General features: G+C 49.5%; 19 protein-coding genes. 3 read left to right on the top strand and 16 right to left on the bottom strand.

Annotated elements, in window-relative coordinates; genetic code table 11:
- Nucleotides 1-52 precede the first annotated feature (52 nt).
- The 5 genes from AC6I3O_RS09135 to AC6I3O_RS09115 all read right to left on the bottom strand — a co-directional run bounded on the left by AC6I3O_RS09135 (nt 53) and on the right by AC6I3O_RS09115 (nt 5,713).
- Nucleotides 53-1,054: a hypothetical protein gene (locus AC6I3O_RS09135; protein ID WP_497850634.1), complete on the bottom strand. Its 1,002-nt coding sequence runs from the start codon at nt 1,052-1,054 to the stop codon at nt 53-55.
- Nucleotides 1,055-1,251: 197 nt separating this feature from the next.
- Nucleotides 1,252-2,919, bottom strand: coding sequence for a 23S rRNA (uracil(1939)-C(5))-methyltransferase RlmD (rlmD, locus tag AC6I3O_RS09130; RefSeq protein WP_497850633.1), 1,668 nt, complete (start codon nt 2,917-2,919; stop codon nt 1,252-1,254).
- Nucleotides 2,920-3,099: 180 nt separating this feature from the next.
- A complete protein-coding gene (locus tag AC6I3O_RS09125; RefSeq protein ID WP_497850632.1) occupies nt 3,100-3,288 on the bottom strand; it encodes a hypothetical protein in 189 nt (62 codons plus the stop codon).
- Nucleotides 3,289-3,298: 10 nt separating this feature from the next.
- Nucleotides 3,299-4,246 (bottom strand): 3'-5' exoribonuclease YhaM family protein, encoded by a 948-nt coding sequence (locus tag AC6I3O_RS09120; RefSeq protein ID WP_497850631.1) that lies wholly within the window; start codon nt 4,244-4,246, stop codon nt 3,299-3,301.
- A gap of 165 nt (nt 4,247-4,411) precedes the next feature.
- Complete coding sequence (locus AC6I3O_RS09115; protein WP_497850630.1) at nt 4,412-5,713, bottom strand: S1C family serine protease; 1,302 nt, start codon at nt 5,711-5,713, stop codon at nt 4,412-4,414.
- A 192-nt stretch (nt 5,714-5,905) separates the two neighbouring features.
- Between AC6I3O_RS09115 and AC6I3O_RS09110 the strand changes: the two genes are divergently transcribed.
- From AC6I3O_RS09110 to AC6I3O_RS09100, 3 genes are read left to right on the top strand one after another with little or no spacing between them, the layout of a single operon-like run.
- Nucleotides 5,906-8,281 (top strand): endonuclease MutS2, encoded by a 2,376-nt coding sequence (locus tag AC6I3O_RS09110; RefSeq protein WP_497850629.1) that lies wholly within the window; start codon nt 5,906-5,908, stop codon nt 8,279-8,281.
- A 16-nt stretch (nt 8,282-8,297) separates the two neighbouring features.
- Nucleotides 8,298-9,002 (top strand): response regulator, encoded by a 705-nt coding sequence (locus tag AC6I3O_RS09105; protein WP_497850628.1) that lies wholly within the window; start codon nt 8,298-8,300, stop codon nt 9,000-9,002.
- A 32-nt stretch (nt 9,003-9,034) separates the two neighbouring features.
- A complete protein-coding gene (locus AC6I3O_RS09100; protein WP_497850627.1) occupies nt 9,035-10,441 on the top strand; it encodes a HAMP domain-containing sensor histidine kinase in 1,407 nt (468 codons plus the stop codon).
- Nucleotides 10,442-10,496: 55 nt separating this feature from the next.
- Here AC6I3O_RS09100 and AC6I3O_RS09095 read toward each other — a convergent pair whose 3' ends face one another.
- The 11 genes from AC6I3O_RS09095 to tig form a co-directional block, all read right to left on the bottom strand.
- A complete protein-coding gene (locus tag AC6I3O_RS09095) occupies nt 10,497-11,258 on the bottom strand; it encodes an N-acetylmuramoyl-L-alanine amidase (RefSeq protein WP_497850626.1) in 762 nt (253 codons plus the stop codon).
- A gap of 77 nt (nt 11,259-11,335) precedes the next feature.
- Nucleotides 11,336-11,785, bottom strand: a complete 450-nt coding sequence (locus tag AC6I3O_RS09090; RefSeq protein WP_497850625.1) for an FMN-binding protein — start codon at nt 11,783-11,785, stop codon at nt 11,336-11,338.
- A gap of 4 nt (nt 11,786-11,789) precedes the next feature.
- Complete coding sequence (locus tag AC6I3O_RS09085) at nt 11,790-13,736, bottom strand: methyl-accepting chemotaxis protein (RefSeq protein ID WP_497850624.1); 1,947 nt, start codon at nt 13,734-13,736, stop codon at nt 11,790-11,792.
- 156 nt (nt 13,737-13,892) lie between these two features.
- Nucleotides 13,893-14,330, bottom strand: a complete 438-nt coding sequence (locus tag AC6I3O_RS09080; protein ID WP_497850623.1) for a hypothetical protein — start codon at nt 14,328-14,330, stop codon at nt 13,893-13,895.
- Nucleotides 14,331-14,467: 137 nt separating this feature from the next.
- The gene (locus AC6I3O_RS09075) at nt 14,468-16,039 is read right to left on the bottom strand and encodes a nitrite/sulfite reductase (protein ID WP_497850622.1); all 1,572 of its coding nucleotides are present in this window, start codon (nt 16,037-16,039) and stop codon (nt 14,468-14,470) included.
- 40 nt (nt 16,040-16,079) lie between these two features.
- On the bottom strand, nt 16,080-17,198 hold the full coding sequence (ytvI, locus tag AC6I3O_RS09070; RefSeq protein ID WP_497853442.1) for a sporulation integral membrane protein YtvI: 1,119 nt from the start codon (nt 17,196-17,198) through the stop codon (nt 16,080-16,082).
- 57 nt (nt 17,199-17,255) lie between these two features.
- Nucleotides 17,256-17,843, bottom strand: coding sequence for a ribosome biogenesis GTP-binding protein YihA/YsxC (yihA, locus tag AC6I3O_RS09065; RefSeq protein ID WP_497850621.1), 588 nt, complete (start codon nt 17,841-17,843; stop codon nt 17,256-17,258).
- A 13-nt stretch (nt 17,844-17,856) separates the two neighbouring features.
- The gene (lon, locus tag AC6I3O_RS09060; RefSeq protein ID WP_497850620.1) at nt 17,857-20,250 is read right to left on the bottom strand and encodes an endopeptidase La; all 2,394 of its coding nucleotides are present in this window, start codon (nt 20,248-20,250) and stop codon (nt 17,857-17,859) included.
- A 140-nt stretch (nt 20,251-20,390) separates the two neighbouring features.
- On the bottom strand, nt 20,391-21,650 hold the full coding sequence (gene clpX / locus AC6I3O_RS09055; RefSeq protein WP_497850619.1) for an ATP-dependent Clp protease ATP-binding subunit ClpX: 1,260 nt from the start codon (nt 21,648-21,650) through the stop codon (nt 20,391-20,393).
- Nucleotides 21,651-21,689: 39 nt separating this feature from the next.
- On the bottom strand, nt 21,690-22,271 hold the full coding sequence (gene clpP / locus AC6I3O_RS09050; protein ID WP_497850618.1) for an ATP-dependent Clp endopeptidase proteolytic subunit ClpP: 582 nt from the start codon (nt 22,269-22,271) through the stop codon (nt 21,690-21,692).
- Nucleotides 22,272-22,299: 28 nt separating this feature from the next.
- Nucleotides 22,300-23,586, bottom strand: a complete 1,287-nt coding sequence (tig, locus tag AC6I3O_RS09045; RefSeq protein WP_497850617.1) for a trigger factor — start codon at nt 23,584-23,586, stop codon at nt 22,300-22,302.
- Between the last annotated feature and the right edge of the window lie 4 nt (nt 23,587-23,590).

The following is a 23,590-nucleotide window of genomic DNA, read 5'->3' as shown; positions in this document are numbered from 1 at the left end:
AGCGGCTTCATAATGATGTGCCTTAGACATATTCAATTTTCTATGCTTTATATCAATATCCTAAAATATGTTTTGTTGACTTTGAGGCAGATTTTATAGTTTTTTTATCCTCCTTCGCTTCTTTTTCACCCTCACTTAATATCTTTTGTACAACATCTTCATATTTTACCATTTGAGATAAACGAACTCTTATCTGAATTGCAGTTCCTTTTAAATAACAATTTTGTGGATATTCCTTTATCCCATCTTCATCTACTTTCATTGCTGCATCACCACTTAATATAATAAAACTCCCTCCCAAAGCAGCACATGTTCTACTTACCATGTATAATCCATATCCCGAATTTGCCCATTCATCCATTGAAGAATTGCTTTTACCAGGAACAAATGTTCTTGAAATACCTGGTTTTAACGCATACTTCAATGCATCTTTGTCTGTACTTATTAAACTTTCATACGCTATATTACTTAATAAACTTTCTCTGATTCCAATTCCCTCATCCAAAATCGCAAGTTCAACCAAGTCATATGAAGGCCAATATTGTGCACAATACCAAATTTCTTTAGCATTACTATGTTCAGGTATATTTCTCATTATTTCTGTTAATGCATAACTCAACCATTTCTTATAAGAAGAATTTCCTTGTGACAATACATTTGCCATTAAATTTGATTTACTAACTATTACTTCCTGTATTCTCTCCAAATTAGTCGCACCCTGTTCTCGAAGTTCTTTAATGTCTAACTTGGTAATTGGAAGATACCTCTGATTGCCGTAATTTTCATCAAACCCTTTTCCATGTTTGATTCCAATTGCTGTATAAAATCTCATATGTTCAGCATAACTATTATTGCAGTTTTTAGCGACACATTTTTTTACATCTGATTCATTTCTTCTCTGTCTAATTGAACTAGAAACCACTAGCATCGGAAAAGGATCGCAATTATGTACCTTAGAAAAATCAAACACTTCGCCCTCTTCCAAAAAACAATTATGAATTTCTTTTGAAAATTCTAATGCACTTTTTACCGTTAAATCTGGCACGTATATCATCTGTTTTCTCCCATCATTCTTAATAATCTCTTATTCTACAACTTTATTTCACATAATTCACTTTATTTGTCACTCTTTCAATATTTTTAAAGCAATAGGTTCTGCATCACTATTGTAAAATTATATTACTAAACATTTTCTTGAGATTTTGATATCCATTCTACAAAGCAGCTTATCACTTCTTATTTGTTCATACATCAAATCATGCGAAAATGCTCCAACGCCTCCTTTATAGCTGCTTCTTTCTCTGGCGGGCATTTTGGCTGTCTGGCATTTTCCGATTTTGGCAGATTATAATTCACTCTCTCAATAATTCCGCATTTCTCTTTTACCTGTGCGATATATAAACTGCTGACTTTCAATCCACTATGCTCCAACACATAATTTTTAATCTCCTCATAGGTTGCCTTACTCTCCGCAGCCGTCAAATCAAGCTCGTCCATCTGAAGCTCCACCTCAATATGTTGGTCTGAATGAAGTTTGGACAATAAACATACCGTCTCCACATGCACCGTATGCGGAAACTGATCCACCGCCCTCACTCTTTCCACCTCATACCCTTCCCCCCGCAGAACCTTCAAATCCCGCGCAAGCGTCGCCGGATCACAACTCACATACACAACCCTCTTAGCCCCCATCTCCACAATCGTCCTAAGCAGCCCTTCATCGCACCCTTTCCTAGGCGGGTCAACCACCACCACGTCCGCATGACATTTCCTCCCCCCATGCTCCTCCTCAAATCTCCTTCCAAACTCCGGCAGCACCTCCTCTGCCTTCCCCTCAAAAAACTCCACATTCCCAATCCCATTTACCTTCGCATTCACCCGTGCATCCACGACCGCCTCAGGCACGATCTCCACCCCATACACCTGCTTTGCCCTCCTGGCCAAAAACAGGGAAATCGTCCCAATCCCGCAATACAGATCCCAAACCGTCTCCTCCCCCGTTAGCTGCGCGTATTCCAACGCCAGGCCATACACTTTCTCCGTCTGCACCGGATTAACCTGAAAGAAAGACAAAGGCGAAATCTGGTACTTTACATCCCCAATCCAATCCGTAATATACGTCTGCCCCCACAACAGGCGGATCTCCTTCCCCATAATCACGTTCGTTCTCTCCCGGTTGACGCTTAAAGTAACGCTGGTCATCCCTTCAATCCCAGCCAGCCGCTTAGCCAGCACATCCCCATGGGAAATCTCCGCCCCATTTATCACAAGGCAGACCATGATCTCTTTTGTCCGGAAACCATAACGGATCAACACATGCCGGACCAGCCCGCAATGCTCTTCCTCACAGTAAGCGCTGATTCCATACTCCTCCATAAAATCAATCACACAGCGCAGAATCCTCTCATTTACATCCACCCCCAGCACACATCTCGTATTCGGAATAATACTGTGAGTCCTTCCCGCATAAAACCCAGCGACAATCTTCCCGTCTTTATCTGTCCCAATCGGAAACTGTGCCTTATTCCTATAAGCAAACGGCTCCTCCATTCCCACAATCGGCTCCATGATTTCTGAAACAGTCTCCTTTGGCATCCCCCCGATCCGAATCAGATTCTCCCTGACCTTATCCTCCTTAAATTTCAACTGCCTGCCATACTCCATCTCCTGAATCTGGCATCCGCCGCAGCTTCTCGCCATCGGGCAGGCAGGCTTGTCCACACGGTACGCAGAAGGCGTAACAATCTTCACCAGTTTTGCATATGCATAATTCTTCTTGGCTTTCATAATCTTGGCTTCCACCACATCCCCAATGACAGCATCTTTGATAAACAACGCATACCCGTCTATTTTCCCGATGCCTTCCCCATTGCTGCCCATATCCTCAATCATTACCGTGACCATATCATTTTTCCGCATTTTTCCCTCCAACTTGCAATGTATCATACCCGACTTCCATTCCAACCTGCAATGTATCATACCTGATTTCCACTCCAACTTTCAACACAGCACTCTAGTGTGCTGTCTGCATTATATTCAGTCAAACCTCCTTGTCTATTCGCCCATCTGCCGCGTTGGATTTTCTAGCCGTAGCCACCGCTACGCCCTTGAAAATCCGCCTTGCAGATGAACGAATATCCTGCGGAGTTCCGCCAGATATAATACAGACAGCACACTAGCATCTTCAACATCCATTTTGCCGTCCTCGGCAAAGTCAAAATTACCCTCGGCAGGCAAAGAACCACTCGCAGCTTCTATCTGCTCCTTTTGCCCGCCAAGGGTTATCACTTAAAAACTTCTATATCCCCATAGTCGTCTTCCTCAAATTCGACTCAAATAACCGGTTATACCCCAGCCATTCATTACTGTTCTTATCCTTAAAAATCTCCGTCAGCGTCTGCATTTTTGCATCCGCACAGTCTGCAAAATTAAGTGCAAGCGCCTCCGCAAGGGCCGGTTTCTTCGGCGACCCATACTCCAGCTCCCCGTGATGCGCCACGATACAATGCTTCAGCTCACTTGCCAGCCGCTTAGGGAATCCCGGTATCGACCTTACCGCCTCACTTATCATCTCCACACCAATTACGATATGCCCTAAAAGCTGCCCGTCGTCCGTATAATCGTTCTCCGGAAAGGGAGACAATTCCCTGACCTTGCCGATATCATGGCAGATTGCCGCTGCGCACAGCAAATCCCCGTTCAGTATCGGGTAAGCTCCCGCCATATATTCACAGAATTTCACCACGCTCAAAGTATGCTCCAAGAGTCCTCCCGAAAACCCGTGATGAACGGTCTTCGCCGCCGAATGTGCCTTGAACCGCCGGATGAACGCCTCGTCTTTCACAAAATAAAATTCTATCAGCTGCCTCAGATAAGCATTCCCAATCTTTCCCACATATCCCATCAGTTCCCGGTACATCTGCTCCGTATTCTTATCGCTAGTAGGCAGATAATCCGCCATTACATACTCTTCTTCCTGCGCCTTGCGAATCTGCTTAATATTCAACTGTAGATTATTGTTGTAATTGATTACCTCACCGTACACTTCGATGAAATCCATCTCCTCATAATCTGCAATCCCGCCGGAATTCGGATCCCATACCTTCCCATCCAAGACTCCCGTCTTATCCTGAAGAATCAGATTGTCATATGGTTTCCCGTTCCTCGTCTCCGCCGAACGCTTTCCCTTGCATAAATAAATGTTCCTGATTGTCTCACCCTCACGAAGAGTATTGATATATCTCATTTTTCTGCCTCTTTTCATTCTGTCTTATTGATTGTCTATTTATCGTCTTCTATTTTTCAGCCCGTATGCCGGTATCTTTCATCCCACATGCCCCTACTCCCACCATTTTGCAGGTGCGTCAGGCCCGTACTGTCCTCAACCCAGGTTTTCCGTAAAACTCTCCCTCTACATCTCCTTGCTCCCGACCACCACCTTAAAATCAATATCCACATATCCGTCGGCGCCCTGGCGCTGCCCCTTGAGCACGACCTCACTTCCAGCCTTCTTCCCCATCAGCGTCCCATGGTAAATCCCGTAAGACCCAATCTCCACGCCGTCCATGCTGGTAATCACATCGCCATTCTGGATTCCCGCCGCCATCGCCGGGGAATCAGCATCCACATTCTTCACATACAATCCCTTGGGGATTCCCTGCTCCTCAATCTCCTGCGTAACATCCACCCCCCAGATTCCGATATACGGGACGCCCTGCCCATTGGAAAGGAATTCTATCACATCCTTCACATCCGTAATCCCGTAACCGATAATCAGCTCCGTGCTGTCTTCCTCCGCTGCGCTCTGGTCAATCAGGGCAATAATCTCCCCTTTCAGATTCACGATAAAGCCGCTTCCGTTCTTGGAGCCGGCAATATCCGTGTTAATCAGCCGGTACTGCCCGTCAGCCGAATCCCGGACATTCTTTCCTGATGCAATGGAACCGAAGCCCATTGCCCCCGCGTACCCAAACGGTTTGCCAAGCACAATCGCAATATCCCCCTTGGACACGGCGTTAGAACTGCCAAGAACCGCCATATCAATCTGCGCCCATGTAGAATCCTGAATATCGGAACGATTTACGGCATAGATTCCGAACCCCAGATTCCCGTCGCTCTTTTTCAGCGCCGCCGGATACGCCTGGCCATTGTTAAATACAACCTTTAATTCCTTCGCATCCTTTGCCACCGAAGATTTACCCAGAATCAAAAGCTCCCGCCCGTTATCCGCCACAATCAGGCCGGACACGCTGTTCTTATAGTCCTTCGATTCCTCCGTCCAGTCCTTCTCCTGCGACACGCCCGCAATCTCCACCACAGACCGGTTCGCCTTAACGCCGATGGCCGTCAGGGATTGCTGCATCTGCCGGTAACTGTCCGCGTCCAGCGGCTGCTGTACTACCGCCTCCTCCGGCTGCGGCGGCTCTTCCTCCTCTTTCTCCTCCGGTTCTTCCTCCGCCGGAATCGTGACCTCCTTTGGATCATCCTGAAAAATGCTGTCCATCGCCGGCTTTAGCGCGCTGAAACTAAAGCAGGCAAATACGCCGAATATCAGGCCCCGGCCTGCCATCCGGAAAAATCCTTTCCTCTCGCCTCTGCGGTCTCTCTTGATCGTCTCCTGCAAAAAAGAATACTCTTTAAGCCCCTCCTCAGATTCATCCTTTATCGTTTCCTGTGGATGTAATGCTTCCCTTGGATCTTTCTGCTCTTCCATAGACCCGCCCTTCTCCTTTTCCATTCCTTATGGTCCGTCCGGGCATCCGGCGCGGTCCACTCGTCAGGACAACACACATAATACTCTAAAATACACCCTAGTAGATATAGTATACTCCAAGAAAGACGATTGTTCAATATTTATCCTTCCCTTTATGGCGCAAATAGGTTAGAATAGTGCTAGGTGATGAATATGAATAAAAAAACATTGAACAAATTGGAATACCATAAAGTAATCGAACTGCTCACAGAGCAGGCTTCTTCTTTCAGCGGTAAAGAACGGTGCAGGAAACTGCGCCCCATGACTTCTCTGCCGGACATTAACACGGCGCAGCAGCAGACCGCGGCTGCATTTACCCGTATTGTCAAGAAAGGGCGTCTTTCCCTTAGCGGATGCAATCCGGTCAATGACTCCCTGAAACGCCTCGAGGTGGGCGCAGCCCTTGGAAGCGGGGAACTTCTGCGCATCTGCAAGCTCTTAGAAGCCGCCGGGCGCGCCAAAGCCTACGGAAGGCACGACAATAGCGACGACGAGGAGGACTGCCTGGATTCATTTTTCCAACAGTTAGAGCCTTTAAGCATACTATCTGCGGAAATCCGCCGGTGCATCTTAGAAGAGGATGAAATAAGCGACGACGCAAGCCCAACATTGAAGCATATCCGCCGTTCTATCAGCCAAATGAATGATAAAGTCCATGGGACTCTGTCCGGCATGGTGAACGGCTCTCTGCGCACTTATTTGCAAGACCCCATCATAACCATGCGGGGCGACCGCTACTGTATCCCGGTAAAGGCAGAATACCGAAGCCAGGTGTCCGGCCTGATTCATGACCAGTCCTCTACCGGTTCCACACTGTTCATTGAACCGATGGCAGTGGTAAAACTGAATAATGACTTAAAAGAACTTTATGGGAAGGAACAGGAAGAGATTCAGGTCATCCTTGCCCGCCTTAGCGAAGAGACCGCACAGTATATCGAAGAAATCCATACGGATTACACCGTCCTTGGCGAACTGGACTTTATTTTTGCCAGAGGAAGCCTTGCTCTTAATATGAACGCCTCTATGCCGGTCTTTAACACGGAAGGGCGTATCCGTATCCGGGAAGGAAGGCATCCGCTGTTAGATAAACGTCAGGTAGTCCCAATCACGGTCACTCTTGGGGATGAATTCGATCTTTTAATCGTGACCGGGCCCAACACAGGCGGAAAGACAGTCTCCCTAAAGACCGTGGGGTTATTTACCCTCATGGGGCAGGCGGGGCTTCACATCCCGGCGCTTGACCGTTCCGAACTTGCCGTGTTCGAGCAGGTCTATGCGGACATCGGGGATGAACAGAGCATTGAGCAGAGCCTCAGTACCTTTTCTTCCCACATGACGAATATCGTTTCCTTCCTTTCGCAGGTGAATGAGCGTTCCCTCGTCCTCTTCGACGAGCTTGGGGCCGGAACCGACCCCACGGAGGGCGCGGCCCTTGCTACGGCAATCTTGAGCTATCTGCATCAGCGGGGCATCCGTACCATGGCGACCACCCACTACAGCGAGCTGAAGGTATACGCATTGTCCACACCCGGCGTTGAGAATGCCTGCTGTGAGTTCGACTTAGAGACACTTCGTCCCACTTACCGCCTGCTCCTTGGGATTCCCGGGAAGAGCAACGCATTTGCCATTGCGGGGAAACTGGGGCTTCCGGACTATATTATCGCAGAGGCGAAGACTCATCTGACCGAGCAGGACGAATCTTTTGAAGATCTGCTCACCGACCTTGAGACCAGCAAGCGGACAATCCAGAAAGAACAAGACGAGATTGCCGCCTACAAGCGGGAACTAGAACGGCTCAAGACAGAGGTCAGCAAAAAGCAGGAAAAATTAGAGGCTCAGAAAGAGCGGATTCTGCGTGAAGCCAACGAGAAGGCCCACGCTATCTTAGCGGACGCCAAGGAGACAGCAGACGAGACACTGCGCAATTTCCGCAAGTTCGGCAAGGAGAACATTTCCGCGGCAGAGATGGAAAAGGAACGGGAGCGGCTGCGCAAAAAGATGGCGTCCGTCGGCTCCAAACTGGCCATTGAAACACAGAAGCCAAAGAAACAGCACAAGCCTTCGGACTTTAAATTAGGAGAATCCGTCAAGGTATTGAGCATGAACCTGAACGGGTCTGTCATTGCCTTGCCTGATTCCAAGGGGAACGTCACCGTCCAGATGGGAATCCTGCGCTCCCAGGTCCACATTTCCGATTTGGAGATTATTGAGGAGACACCTTCCTACTCTGCAAAACAGATGCACAAGACCTCCAAGGGCAAGATGAAGATGGGCAAGTCCTTCTCAGTCAGCTCGGAGATTAACCTGCTGGGCAAGACGGTAGACGAGGCGATTGCGGAACTGGATAAATATCTGGACGACGCCGCCCTTGCCCACCTGTCCAATGTACGCGTCGTCCACGGCAAAGGAACCGGCGCGCTGCGCTCAGGCATCCATACCTACCTGAAACGCCAGAAGCACGTGAAGTCCTTCCGGCTGGGTGCATTCGGAGAAGGAGACGCAGGAGTGACAATCGTAGAACTGAAATAGCTAGGAGATATCATAAATGGTAAATAAACAGAAAATTTTAATCGTTGACGATGACGAGAACATCGCCGAACTGATTTCCCTGTATCTGACCAAAGAATGTTTTGACACAATGATGGTACACGACGGGGAAAAGGCTCTGATTGCCCACGATACTTACCAGCCCAACCTGGTACTGTTAGACCTGATGCTTCCCGGCATCGACGGCTATCAGGTATGCCGGGAGCTTAGGACTCGGTCAAATGTGCCGATCATTATGCTGTCGGCAAAAGGCGAAGTCTTCGATAAGGTGTTAGGGCTTGAGCTGGGCGCCGACGACTACATCATGAAGCCTTTCGATTCCAAGGAAATGGTCGCCCGGGTGAAAGCCGTCCTGCGCCGCTACCAGGCAGCGCCGAAGCAGGAGGAAGCCCCGGAGAATAAGGGAAAATGCGTGGACTATCCGGGCATTTCCATTAACCTTACGAATTATTCCGTACTGGTGGACAACGTTCAGGTAGATATGCCCCCTAAGGAACTGGAACTTTTGTATTTCCTCGCCGCCTCCCCCAATCAAGTATTTACAAGGGAGCAGCTTTTGGATCAAATCTGGGGGTATGAATATATCGGAGACACCCGCACGGTGGACGTCCATATCAAGCGGCTCCGGGAGAAAATCAAAGACCATAGCTCCTGGGGGCTTAGCACAGTCTGGGGAATTGGCTACAAGTTTGAAGTGAAGTAGAACAAGCGATACCATAAGGAGCGGCGGATTACATGCGCAGTACATTATACCTAAAATTTGTTATCATATACGTCATCTTCGGATTCCTCAACATCTTTATCGTGGCTACCCTGACGTTTAGCCTGACGGAAAGCCCGTTGGAATCCGAGATGGCAACCTCCCTGTACCGGGAGGCGAATCTCGTTGCCAGCCGGTATCTCCCCTCCTATTTTTCGGAAGAGATTGACGCCTCGGAGGTACACTTGCAGCTATCCGGCATTGAGATTCAGCTAGAAGCCGCCGTGTGGTTCGTGGACAAGGACGGCGGCGTCATATCCTCTGCCGTGTCTAATGATTACCCTTCTGCCCCCCGTCAGATTGAAGGCTTTGACCCCATGGAAAGCGGGGGGAGCCAGTACCAGACAGGCGGCTATCACGGATATTTTGAGGAGGATGTCATTACGGTCATTGCGCCTGTGGTCTTCGGGTATTCTCCCAAAGGATATCTGCTGATTCACAAGTATATTTCCGATTCCCGTAATTCCCAGAAAATCCTTCTCCGGGCGGCAGTCATCACGGTATTTGTTATCTATCTCCTTTCCTTCATGGTACTTCTTGCCTTCCAGTATTTCGTGTACCTGCCGCTGCGCAAGATTACGGAGGCTGCGACACAGTATGCTTCCGGCAATCTGGACTACGAGATTCCTGTGAACACGGAGGATGAGATGGGGTATCTGTCCGCCTCCCTGAATTATATGTCCTCCCAGCTTAGGGATATGGAGGATTACCAGAAAAAATTTGTGGCAAATGTCTCCCATGATTTCCGTTCCCCCCTGACTTCCATCAAGGGGTACGTAGAGGCGATGGCAGACGGAACCATACCGCCGGAACTTCATGAAAAGTACCTGAAGATTATCCTCTTTGAGACAGAGCGGCTTACGGATCTTACTCAGGATCTCCTGACCCTGAATGAATTTGACACGAAAAACATGCTGTTGAATAAAGAAGTGTTTGATATCCATGAAATGATCAAGAATGTGGCGGCTTCTTTCGAGGGGACTTGCACGCAGAAAAAGATTTCCATCGAAGTCATTTTTCCGCCGAAAAAGCTGACCGTCAACGGAGATAAACGTAAGATTCAGCAAGTCCTGTACAATCTTCTGGACAATGCCATCAAATTCAGCGATTCGGATTCGGTCGTCACCATTGAGACGACGGAGCGGGGAGAGAAAATATATACCTCCGTCAAGGATGACGGTATCGGGATACCAAGGACCTCCCTCAATAAGATATGGGAGCGTTTCTATAAGTCCGACCTCTCCCGCGGGAAGGATAAGAAAGGAACCGGGCTGGGGCTTGCCATCGTCAAGGAGGCAATCCAGGCACACGGTGAGAACATCAGCGTGGTCAGTACAGAGGGAGTCGGGACGGAGTTCATCTTCTCCCTCCCCAAAGGGTAATGGGGCGGCAATACGGGGCTGCCCCCGTATCACCGGTGTACTGACATTTGGGACTCTATTTCACAATTACGGTGGGGAATCCGGCCTGTTTCAGGCGCTGTTCCATATCCACCGCATCATCCATATCGTCAAAATTTCCCACCTGGACCCGGAGGTAAGGACCCGAATCGTCGATATATGCCGGGAACCCTTCCTCCAATAATTCGTTCAGCAGCCGTTCCGCATATCTCCGGTTGCGGAATGCGCCTACCTGGACGCGGTAATCCTCATCCTTGACGATTCCCTGTGAATCCAGTGTGTCTAACACGCCCGCCGCGATTGCCTGGGCGATATCCTGGAAATTTTCATCGAACAACTGGTTATCCACTTCTGAATTGATGAATCCGGCTTCCACCAACAGCGCCGGCATGTTCGTCCTTCTAAGTACTACCAGATTGGGACGCTCTTTCACGCCAAGATTCACGAATCCCACAGCCTCTAACTGGTCGTTAATGTCCTGCGCCATCTGGTATTTCAGGCCTGACAGGTCGTAAATCAATGTCTCGACCCCTGACACTTCATTGTCTGTGGGAAATGAGTTCCTGTGGATTGACAGGAACAAGTCTGCCCCCGACTGGTTCGCTTCCATAGCTTTTTGTAAGGGTGTCTCGAATACGTCCGTCGTTCTCGTATACTCTACGTCAATTCCATGGTTCTGGAGGATTTCTCCCACGGCAAGGGCCAGGCGCAGGGCGTCGTCCTTCTCCTGACGGCCATTATACACGGCTCCAGGGTCACTCCCCCCGTGGCCTGCGTCCAAAATAATTGAATAAGCCATACTCTTACTCCTATATTTTTTTGTACTATAGTATGCAAAAAGACAGGATGTTGTGTATCCTGCCTTTTGAAATGTACTTATTCTTTCTCTGACTCCACGATTGCGACCGTGGTATCTCCCTTCTGCGCCTGCTCAAGGACAGCCGTCGCAAGCCTGACAAAATTCCCTCCCGAGGTGCTTGCACCGCTCACCGCATCGATATCGCCAGCTCCTTGGTTTTCAAGAAGCTGCGCCGCATATTCCCTTGTGTACTTATTCGGATAGGTTCCCTGTACCCTATTCATATTCTTCATATAAGCGATATCCCAGGATTTGATAAAACCGCTTGCATTCTCCGCATTGTACTCCACGGACACAATCTTATCCTCCATCACGCAGATGGTCACATACTCCTTCCATCCATGGCTGTAATCCGACATCTGCGCAGTATAATATCCGTCCTTCAGCCTCTCCTCTTTCTTGCAGGAAACCACGAAAAGCCCGGTACACATACACAATAACAGAATCCATATCCTCTTCTTCCACATGACGCTACTCCTCCCTCAATCTGAAACTGCCGGCAATCTCTTTAAGCTTCTGTGCCTGCCGGTTCAACTTCTGGCTCGCCGTGGTGCTTTCATAACTTGCATTCAGGTTATGCTGCGCCACATCCCTGATCTGGGTAATCTGCCCTGTCATGTTGCCAAGAGAATGCTTCTGGACAGTCACATTTTCCGCAAGCTGTTCCGTAATCTTTGAAATCTGGTCTGCAATCTCTCCGATATCGCGGAATGATTCCGCTACCTTCTTGGCGTATTCAGTTCCCCGCTCCACTGCCTGAATAGAACTGTCAATCATGCTGGTGGTACGCTTAGAGGATTCCGCGCTCTGTGCGGCAAGATTTCCCACCTCTTCCGCTACAATCGCAAATCCTCTGCCAGCCTCCCCTGCCCTTGCAGCCTCCACGGACGCATTCAACGCCAGGATGTTGGTCTGGAAGGAAATATCTTCCAGGAATTTATTGATCTTCGTAATCTCCACAGAGTTCCGGTTGATATCCTCCATTGCCCTTAGCAGGTTCTTCATATTGCCGTCGCCCGTCTCCATGTGTTCCTGAGTCGTCTTCATCAGGTCTTCCACCGTCTTCGTATTCTCATCCACGTGGAGAATATTCTGCTCAATAGCCGTCGTCTCCTGAGACAGTACATTCAAGGATTCCGACTGCTCCGTGGAACCATGGTGTACCTGCTGCGCACTCTCTGACACGGCGCTTGCAGTTAAAAGCACCTCCTCGGAAGAAATCTTGATAGACTTCAGCATCCGGTTCAGTGCATCGATGATTTTGTTAAGGGATTCTTTCATCACGATAAAATCTCCTTCAAAATCCCCTCTTACGTCCACCTGGAAATTACCGCCGGACATATTTTCCAGAATGTGGGACAATTCCGATATGTACCCATTAATACTCTCTACTGTATTGCTCAAAGCATGGGACAACAGCTCCGTCTCATCGTCAGTCTTGATGACCTCCGTCGGAGTCTTCAGATCTCCCTGTGCAAGAAGCCCGATTCTTTCTGTCACCCCACGAAGCGACCTCTGGATCTTGGATGAGAATCTGAGGGTAACGATTCCCGCAAGCAAAAGAAGCAGACAGGTAAGCCCAATACTCGCTAAAATCCCAGTATTAGCAGGTCCCATGAAATCCCTCTGCGGTACGATTAAAGCCAGATGCCATCTGGTCCCGTTGATCGGCGCATAGCTTACGAATGCCGCATCTAAGGATTTTCCTATGCTGGTCACGCCAGTCTCTTTCTCCGTTAAATAATCTTTGATGCCGGAAAACTGTGTTACATCCTCAATCCCTTTCTGGTTTCCTACAAGCTCCGTATTCCGGCATCCCATAATCTCGCCTTCCCAGTTCACGATATACGCCTCGCCGTTGGCGCTGAGGTTGATATTGCTCAGTACATCGTTCAATACGTCATATTTATAACTTCCCACCAAATAATAGTGAAGCTCTTCCCCAGACATCACAGGGATTCCCATAGCAAGCTCTAATTCTCCCCCCGCAGAATCTACATCATCCACAGCCAGATTCTGTGTCTCCTGAAGCAGAGAATACAGTTCCCTGTCAGCAATCGACGACGGGCAGGCGTTATCCCCCAGATAGAGGGAGCCGTCCTCCTTGTAAAGCCCAAGCCAGAGGAACTCTATCCCCGACTGCGCTTCTTTCAAGGCTTCCTCCTTCTCCTTTCTGGAACTGTCGGGATTCTGGATGGCAACCCGGTCGCTGATCATAAAAATCCGGTCTGCCAGCATATGCATGTTAGACTCGATGCTCTGGGAAGCCATCTTGGTCGTAGACGGAAGCACATCTGTCATAATCTCTCTCGTAAGAACCTTCATAGACAGCGCCATAACGATCACAAGAATCACAGCCAGGACAACGACAATAGCAGTAGTATTTACTACTATTTTTTTGTTAATACTCTTCTTCACGTTTCCTTCCTCCATCAATATCTACTTTTTACGGCGTACTCCAATCCTGTGCGCCGTTTCCTTACAGCAATCGCCTCTTCGTGAGTAAAGACTCAGGCAACAGAAATAGCGTGGCCCCCGTCACGCTATCCTTAGACCTCCTATGGTAAAATTCCATTACTTCAGCAACACGAATACAATCAACGCCGCCACAATTACAATCGCAATAGCAAGAATGATAATCGGGAGTTTGGATATCTTCTCATCGTCATCATAGAAATCATCGTCGTCATCATAATCGTCATCGTCGTCATCATAATCGTCGTCAATCTCTTCTTTACGTTTCGGCTTAGGAGCAGGCTTCTTCTTGCCTTTCCCGTCGCCTACGGCAAGCATCTCGTCATATGCCTTGCGCATCTCGGCTTCCCGTTTCTTACGGACATTCTTAGGAGGAATATTGGAGTAAGTCTGCTCTTCCTGCTCCTCCTCTTCATCTCTGCTCTTCTCTATCTTCTTCTGGGGAACCTTGAACTTCTTCTTACAGTTATAACATAAGAGATAATTCGGATCTTTTTTCCCCGGCTTCAATTCCTGACCGCATATTGGACATTTCATCAGAATGTATTCCTCCTCTTTTATATAGTATAATTACAGCTCTTCCGTCAACTGGTGCAGAATTTCTCACGTATACGGTCATTATACTACATCCGGCATAAAATATCAAAACTTTTACCGTATATTTCTTTAAAATGTTATACAAAATACTTTTCTGCAATCTTCCGCAGTTTCTTAGGTTCCTGGGCGAACCATGAATCAAACGTAGTATGCTCCCCTTGGACTGCCTGTCCAAGTTCCGTAAAAAATGCAGGAAGGTCTTTTTGCAGCATCACTCCCCACTGCTCGCCAAACCGTTCTTCCCCCTCCCGGTCAGAACCGTTGACATGAAAGGTAAACGCCGGTTCCACCACATTATTTACCCGCTTTACCCCTCCGTGGAAGCCAAGCGTGCCAATCTGGTGCGTCCCGCAGGAAGACGTACATCCGGAAATATGGATTCTCGGCAGGACGCCGTCTGCAAAATCTTGTTTCCTTACTTCCTCAATGATCTGCGCCAACGCACCTTGGGAATCCCGTAAACCCACCTGGCAAATCGAAGCGCCGATGCATGCCACGGATGTCTCGAAAAGATTCTTCGCCCCGTCGGCGGTAACTTGAAGCGCCTTCTCCACCTCTCTGCCATTGAGGTTAATAAAATAAATCGTCTCGTCCGGAGCCAGACGAAGCTCCACCTCTTCCATATCCTGAATCGTTTCGTAAATCTCTGCAAATTTTGACGCCTGGGGCACTCCGCCGATTGGGTGGTACGCCAGGGCATAAAGCCCTTCCTGCTTCTGTGGAATCACCCGGGAATATCTGCCTCCCTGAACAGGCCTATAAGCCCCATCCCTGCCAACGAATTCGCTGCCATCCTTTGTGACCGGGCATGGGGATACGCGGATTGTCATATCCTCTCCTGCCTTCACCTGCTCAAGCTTCTCAAGATATGCCCGCCGATACCCCTCGACGCCAAGGGTTTCCTGCATATATCTGGTCCTTGCCTTTGCGCGGCTCTCATAATTCCCATAGGCGACGAATGTCTCGACCATTGCTTTTACATAGTACAGCACCTCTGACGGCGAAATCTGTCCGGCAACTTTTACGCCCATACGGGGATTGTTCCCGAGGCCGCCTGCACTGTACACGTCAAAAGTTCCGTCCGGCTTCGCCACGAATCCTAAATCCCGGAAGGTGGCGTGGGGTTCATTTGCAGGAGAATTCGAGAAACATACCTTGAGCTTCCTCGGCATTTTCACAGTCTTAATGATTCCCAGCAAATAGTCCGACACTGCCAGCGCATAAGGCATCACGTCGAAATACTCCCCCTGTTCCACGCCGGATAACGGGGACACCATCACATTCCTCGGGAAGTCTCCGCCGCCGCCCCTCGTGATAATACCCACATCGAAGGCTTTCTCCATAATCTCACAGACCGTCTCCATGCTGAGATTGTGGAACTGTACGGTCTGACAGGTCGTCACATGTACCTTCTCGATTCCATACTCCTGAATGGAATCCACGATAAATTTTAATTTTTCTTTGTCAATCCGTCCGCCCGGCAGACGGAGCCTTAACATGCTCGCCGTACCGCCCTTCTGTGCATAACTTCCGAAACCTCCGGAAAATCCTTTATATTCCTTCACACTGACTTCGTTTGCATAAAACTTCTCCGTCATCTCACGAAATTGCGCGATATCATCCCTGAACTCTTTTAACAACTGCTCCATACTCTCGTCTCCTATCCTTCGGCTTCCCTTTTACAGCGCTTTAATTCCGCAGGCTCAGCGCCCCTTCCACCAGTATCTTTGCATCATCCAAAATATAGTCGAATGCTCCCGCCTGATAGAGGTTTATCACAATCAGCCCCACGGGCACGGCGAAAATCATTGCGAACACACCGCCCGCTTTGTATCCTGCATACAGTAGTACCAGTGTAACCAAGGGCTTTAGCCCCATACTGTCCCCCACCAGCTTAGGCTGGATTAACTGGCGCACCAACTGGGTAACGCCGTATAAAATGAGAAGCCCTGCCACCATCTTATAATTTCCCATCATGAATTTATAGACCGCCCACGGAATCAACGCCGTCCCCGTCCCAAAGAAGGGAAGGAAATCCAGAAAGGCAATCAAGAACGCAAGCAGGAAGGAAAAGTGAATCCTGAGTACCAAAAATCCCACCAGCAATAATACATAGACGACCACCATAATCTTGAGCTGTGCCTTAAAATATCCTCCCACGGCATATTTCAGGTTATCCACTACCATCGTCATCCGGCTCACCAAAGCGTTAGGTGCAATCCGTTTCGCCCACACAATCACGTCCTCCCGCTCTGCGATGAAGAAATAGGCCGAGATGAAAGTCACGATGGTTGCAATCAGGGCGGAAGGAATTCCCTTGGCAAACCTTCCCGCCGCCGAAACGGTGGGTTCGCTGAGCTTGCCGATAATGTCCCCCATGGTTTGCTCCAGATTGTCCATCATGGTATGCCAGCCCTCCTGGACGCCTGCGGGAAGCAGCCGGAAGACGCCGTTTAGGCTCTCCCCAATGGTATCCATACCGGATTCCAAATCCTGATACATTTCCGGCATGTTCTGGATTAGGCTTACCACCTCCCGGGCAATCGTACTGGCAAGCAGATAGATGAGCAGGCCGACCATCCCTAAAACACCGATAATGATCAGCGCAGAACCCCATTTCTTAATCAGCTTCACCCGCTTTTCCAGCCAATTCACCACAGGGCTTGCAATCGCCGCAATGACCCAGCCAACCACGAAGGGCATAAAGAACCCCAGCAGCTTATATCCCAGATAAAGGCACAAGACCGTCCCTATCAGGCTGAAAGCAAGGCTTACGGCTACCTTCCAGTAGGGACGTTCATCCTGCATCTGTTCTTTTAAATTCATCTCCACGTATTATTCACCTCTTTTTAGGGAAATATCCCTCTATCTCAGATATTCCTTCTCTGCCAGCTCCCAGATTTCATCCCTTCCCTGTTTCGTCACCGAGGAAAACGGAATCACCGCCGTTCCCGAGGGCAGGCTCAATCCCTGCCGGATTGCCTTGACCTGCTTATCCTGCTGACTCCGCTTAATCTTGTCAAGCTTCGTCGCAATAATAATCGGCGGATATCCCTGGTCCACAATCCAGTCATACATCATCTTGTCATTTGCAGACGGCTCATGGCGGATATCAATCAACAGAAACACGGCGCGCAGCTGTTTCGAGCCATGAAGATAACGCTCCACCATCTGCCCCCATTTCTGTTTCTCCTGCTCGGACACCTTGGCATACCCATACCCCGGCAAGTCAACCAGATAGAGCGCTCGGTTAATATTGTAAAAATTAATGGTCTGGGTCTTCCCCGGTTTCCCAGAAATACGGGCATAGGATTTCCGGTTCATCAGCGTATTAATCAGTGATGATTTCCCTACGTTGGATTTGCCCGCAAATGCAATCTCCGGCATCTGATTCTCCGGTATCTTGCTGGTGATCCCGCATACTGTTTCTAAATCAACATTTTTAATAATCATGTTCTACCTCTTTTTACTTCCTGGGCTTCGACGCCTTGCTCCGTCCGCCCAGCGCAAGTTTCAGAACCTCGTCCATACGGGAAACCGGTACGATTTTCAGGCCTCTGGTAATCTCATGGGACAGCTCTTCCACATCGGATACATTTTCCTTAGGGATAATGACCATCTTAATGCCCGCATTCTTCGCCGCCAATAGTTTCTCCTTCAAGCCTCCAATTGGAAGCACCCGGCCGCGCAGCGTAATCTCACCGGTCATGGCTATGTCCGCACGCGCCTTCCTTCCTGTAATCGCCGACATCATCGCAGTCGCCATGGTAATTCCGGCCGACGGCCCGTCTTTGGGGACCGCCCCTTCCGGTATATGGATGTGTATGTCATGCTCTTTAAAGAAATTCTCGTCAATCTTGTGCTCCTTGCTGACGGAACGGATATAACTGATCCCGGTCCTTGCGGATTCCTTCATCACGTCTCCCATCTGCCCAGTAAGCAATACTTCTCCCTCTCCCGGCATGATATTCACCTCAATCTGAAGGGTATCTCCGCCCACGCTGGTCCATGCCAATCCCCGGACAATCCCGACTTCATCCGATTCATTCGCCATCTGGTAAATATATAATTCCTTCCCAAGATAATGGGATAAGTTGCGCTCCGTCACACGGACAGATTCCTTCTTCATCTCCAGGATTTCCCTTGCTGCTTTCCGGCAAATGTCCCCGATTTTCCGCTCCAACTGGCGCACACCTGCCTCTTTCGTATAGTTGCGTGCCATCTTCCACAGCGCCTTCTTGCTGATACTAAGCTGTTCGGAATCCAGCCCATGCTTCTCAAGCTGCTTGGGAATCAAGTGCTCTGTCGCGATATGCATCTTCTCGTTCTCAGTATAGCTGCTGACCTCAATCACTTCCATACGGTCCAGAAGGGGCCTTGGGATTGGCTGCAAGGTATTCGCCGTGGTAACGAACAGTACCTCCGACAAATCCACCGGGACCTCCAGATAGTGGTCGCGGAACTTCCGGTTCTGCTCACTGTCCAGCACTTCCAGAAGCGCCGAGAAGGTATCCCCCTTGTAATCGTTGCTGACCTTGTCAATCTCGTCCAGAAGCATCAGCGGGTTCTTCACCTCCGCCTGCCTCAAACCGTTGGCAATCCTGCCAGGCATCGCGCCTACATAGGTCTTCCGGTGTCCCCGGATTTCCGCCTCGTCCCGTACTCCCCCTAAGGAAATGCGCACATAAGGCTTGTTAAGCGCCCTTGCCAGAGACTTCGCGATAGACGTCTTACCGGTTCCCGGAGGGCCTGCCAGACAGAGGATGGGAGTATTCCCCTTCTTCGTCAAAGTCCGGACAGCAAGGAACTCCAATACCCGCTCCTTGACCTTCTCAAGCCCGTAGTGGTCTTCCTCCAATATCTGCTTTGCAGACTCGATATCCTCGGATTCCTCGCAGGTCTTGTCCCAAGGCATCTCAAGCATCGTCTCGATATAAGTACGGATTACACCGTTTTCCGCCTGACTGCCCAAGGTATTCTGGAACCTGCGGATTTCCTTTTTCAGTTTTTTCTTCACCTCTTCCGGCGCCTCAAGGGCGTCCGCCTTCTGCTGGAACTCCTCTGCATCGGAAAGGGTGCTGTCGTCCCCTAACTCCTCCCGAATCAGCTTCGCCTCTTCCCGGAGGATATATTCCCGCTGATTTTTATCCACCCGCTTCTTCACCTTCGCCTGAATCTCATCCTTGACGTTCATAATCTGGATTTCATTCATCAACTTGAAGGAAAGCAGCTCGTAACGCTTCACCAGATCAGCCTCTTCGAGAATCTGCTGGGCGTCCGTATTGGCAAACGGCACATTCGCCGCCACCACGTCAACCAGTTTCTTCAGCTTGCCGATATTCTCTGCCTGTGTTCCCAGCTCTTTCGAGAGCTTAGGGTTCTTGGACAGATATTCCTTGAAAATATCCTTCAGTCCCCTGAGCATCGCCTCCGTATTCAGCGGCGGTTCCATCCCCCTCTCCAGCTCTCCATCTATGCCCGGCTGGTACGCCAGAACCCCGGAGACGTCCGTATCCGGAACCTCAGTGATATTTGCCCTAAGATAAGGCTCCTCGAATTCAATGGTATTGATATACGCCCGCTGTTCTCCTGTAATCAGGACACGGCTCACTTTCCTGGGCAGCTTGATAATCTGCCGCACCGTCGCTACGCATCCCGTACGGTACACATCTTCAAGCCCCGGTTCCTCCACATCGCCGTCCTTCTGGGCTGTCAGGAAAATCTTCTGATTTCCCTCAACGGCTTCCTCGATTGCCTTGAGGGATTTGGAACGGCTGACGTCAAAATGGCGGACCATCTCCGGTAAAATCGTAATCCCTCTTAAAGTCACCATTGGCAGACTCATCGTCTCTCTGTTCATAAACAATTCTCCTCTAAGAATTAAGCTAATAAATATCCATGTATGAAGAAAAGAATCCCGCTTGCGAGATTCTCCGCTTACGGCGGGTACAGACATATGCACCCGCCTCTTATTCTTTCCTGCCTCTACGTTTCTTCGTACTAAGCGCTCTCCGACCGGACTGCAATCCGCTCGTACTCAGGCTCTCCGATTCCCTTTACGGCATCCGCCGTAATCCGGCACGCCTTTAACGAAGCGTCCGAAGGAGCCTTGTACATGATATCCATCATGATATTCTCCATAATCGCCCGCAATCCTCTGGCTCCCGTCTTTCTCTTTAAGGAAGTCCGAGCAATCGCTTTCAGCGCCTCTTCGTCAAAGGTCAGCTCCACTCCGTCAAGCTCTAACATCTTCTGGTACTGCTTTACAATGGCGTTCTTAGGCTCTGTCAGAATCCGGATTAACGCCTCCTCGTCCAGCGTCTCCAACGCCACCGTGACCGGGACGCGCCCTACCAGCTCCGGAATCAGCCCGAACTTCACAAGATCCTGAGGAAGCGCCTGACTAAGCAGCCGGTCAACGTCGTTCTCATGCTTGTCGCCGATCTCCACATTGAATCCGATGGACTTCCGGTCAATCCGCTTCTCGATAATCTTATCTATCCCTTCAAATGCGCCGCCGCAGATAAACAAGATGTTCGTCGTATCAATCTGTATCAGCTCCTGATGGGGATGCTTCCTTCCCCCCTGAGGCGGTACGTTGGCAATCGTACCCTCCACAATCTTCAGGAGCGCCTGCTGTACGCCTTCACCGGAAACATCCCTCGTAATCGAAGGATTCTCCGACTTCCTGGTAATCTTGTCTATCTCGTCAATATAGATAATGCCATACTCCGCCCGGTCAATATCCCCGTCGGCAGCCTGAATAATCTTGAGCAGGATGTTCTCCACATCCTCCCCCACATATCCGGCTTCCGTAAGCGCCGTCGCATCGGCAATCGCAAAGGGAACGCCTAAAATTCTGGCAAGGGTCTGGGCAAGCAGGGTCTTCCCGCATCCCGTAGGGCCGAGCATCAGGATATTACTCTTGCCAAGCTCCACGCCTAAGTCCCTTCCCGCCATAATCCGCTTATAGTGGTTGTACACCGCCACCGACAGGACCTTCTTTGCCTCATCCTGGCCGATGACATACTCATCCAAGAACTCCTTGATTTCTTCCGGCTTCAGCAGATTGATGTCCGAAAATGGATTCCACTGCCGCTCGTCGCCGAACTCAAACTCTTCCTCCAGAATCTCGGTACACACGTCGATACACTCGTCGCAAATATACGCCCCGTTCGGGCCTGCAATCAGCTTGCGCACCTGATTCTGTGTCTTATTGCAGAACGAACACCTGACCTGATCGTCGTTCCTTCCTACCATTCTCTCACCTCGTCTAAGGGACATCCTTTAGAAGACAGCTTAACGGCTCTTGATGACTTCGTCAATCAGCCCGTACTCCTTCGCTTCCTCTGCCGACATGAAATTATCCCTGTCCGTATCTTCACTGATGATTTCAATCGGCTGTCCCGTATTCTCTGATAATATTCGGTTCAATCTCTCGCGGGTGCGTAAGATATGCTTCGCGGCAATCTCAATCTCCGTTGCCTGTCCCCGCGCTCCTCCTGACGGTTGATGGATCATGATTTCAGCATTGGGCAGAGCCAGCCTCTTTCCCTTCGTCCCGCCTGCCAGCAGGAAGGAACCCATACTTGCCGCCATACCGATACAGATCGTCTCAATATCACACTTGATATACTGCATCGTGTCATAAATCGCAAGGCCTGCCGTCACAGACCCTCCCGGGCTGTTGATATACAAGTGGATATCCTTCTCCGGATCTTCCGCCTCTAAGAATAAAAGCTGTGCAACGACAACACTTGCCGATACGTCGGACACTTCCTCCCCGAGAAAAATAATCCGGTCTTTCAATAATCTTGAATAAATGTCGTAGGATCGTTCCCCACGGCTTGTCTGTTCAATGACATAAGGTACTAAACTCATGTATCTGCCTCCCTATCCGCGACAGCGATTATTTTTCCACGGCGTTCTCAACAAGGAATGTAATCGCTTCCTGAACAGCGATATCTTCCTTCATGCGCGCTTTCTCTTTGTCGCCCATCGTCTCTTTCATCTTATCTGCGTCCATCCGGTACATCTCTGCCATTTTCTGAATCTCTTCGTCTAATCTTTCCTCGCTGACTTCGATATTCTCAGCCTTCACGATTGCCTCTAGCACCAGACGGGTCTCAATGCTCTTTTCAGCCTGCGGCCTCATATCTTCTAACAGCTTCTCGGCAGATAACCCGGTAAACTGGAAATACTGCTCCATCGTAAGTCCCTGGCCCTTAATTCTCCGTGAGAAATCTTCTGCCATCTGTGACACCTGTGTCTCAATCATCGCCTCAGGAAGCTCATACTGTGCATTCTCCACAGCCTGCTCTACCGCTTCGTCCTCCTGCTTCTCCTTACCCTCGGACTCCTTCTTCTGGGCAATGCTCTTTTTCAGGTCTTCCTTATACTCTTCTAACGTATCGAACTCAGATACCTCGGATGCGAACTCGTCGTCAATCTCCGGAATCTCCTTCGCCTTAATCTCATGTACCTTGCACTGGAACACAGCTTCCTTGCCCTGCAGGTCTTTTGCATGGTACTCTTCCGGGAATGTCACCTTAACTTCCACGTCCACGCCTGCATTGACGCCAATCAGCTGCTCTTCAAATCCCGGGATAAAAGAACCGGATCCAATTACCAGCGGATGGTTCTCTCCCTTGCCGCCCTCGAAAGCAACGCCGTCTACGAACCCTTCATAGTCAAGGATTACTTCATCTCCATCCTGAACCGGACGGTCTTCTACCGTAACCTTTCTCGCATTCTTCTCCGCCTCTTCCGTAAGCCTTGCATCAATCTCTTCGTCCGTTACGTCCGTAGAATACTTTTCCACTTCCAGCCCCTTATACTGCCCAAGGGTCACTTCCGGCTTCAGCGCAACCGTAGCCGTAAAGATGAACGGCTTCCCTTTCTCAATCTGTACGACGTCAATCTGAGGCCTGGATACGATATCCTCCTCACACTCATCGTAGGCTTCCCCATATGCCTTAGGAATCAGCTCATTAGCCGCATCATCAAAGAAAATCTCTGCGCCGTACATCTTCTCAACCATCTGGCGCGGAACCTTTCCCTTACGGAACCCCGGAATTGCAATTCTGTTCTTCTGCTTCTTATATGCACTCTGAAGCGCTTTTTCAAAATCATCGGCAGAAACTTCGATTGTAAGTTTCGCCATGTTTTTCTCTAACTTCTCTACCTGTAAGCTCATCTAC

This window comes from Sporofaciens sp. St.21A7 (genome assembly GCF_059728535.1).
Note: the sequence above shows the minus strand (reverse complement) of the source record. Positions and strands in the feature narration are given on the sequence as shown.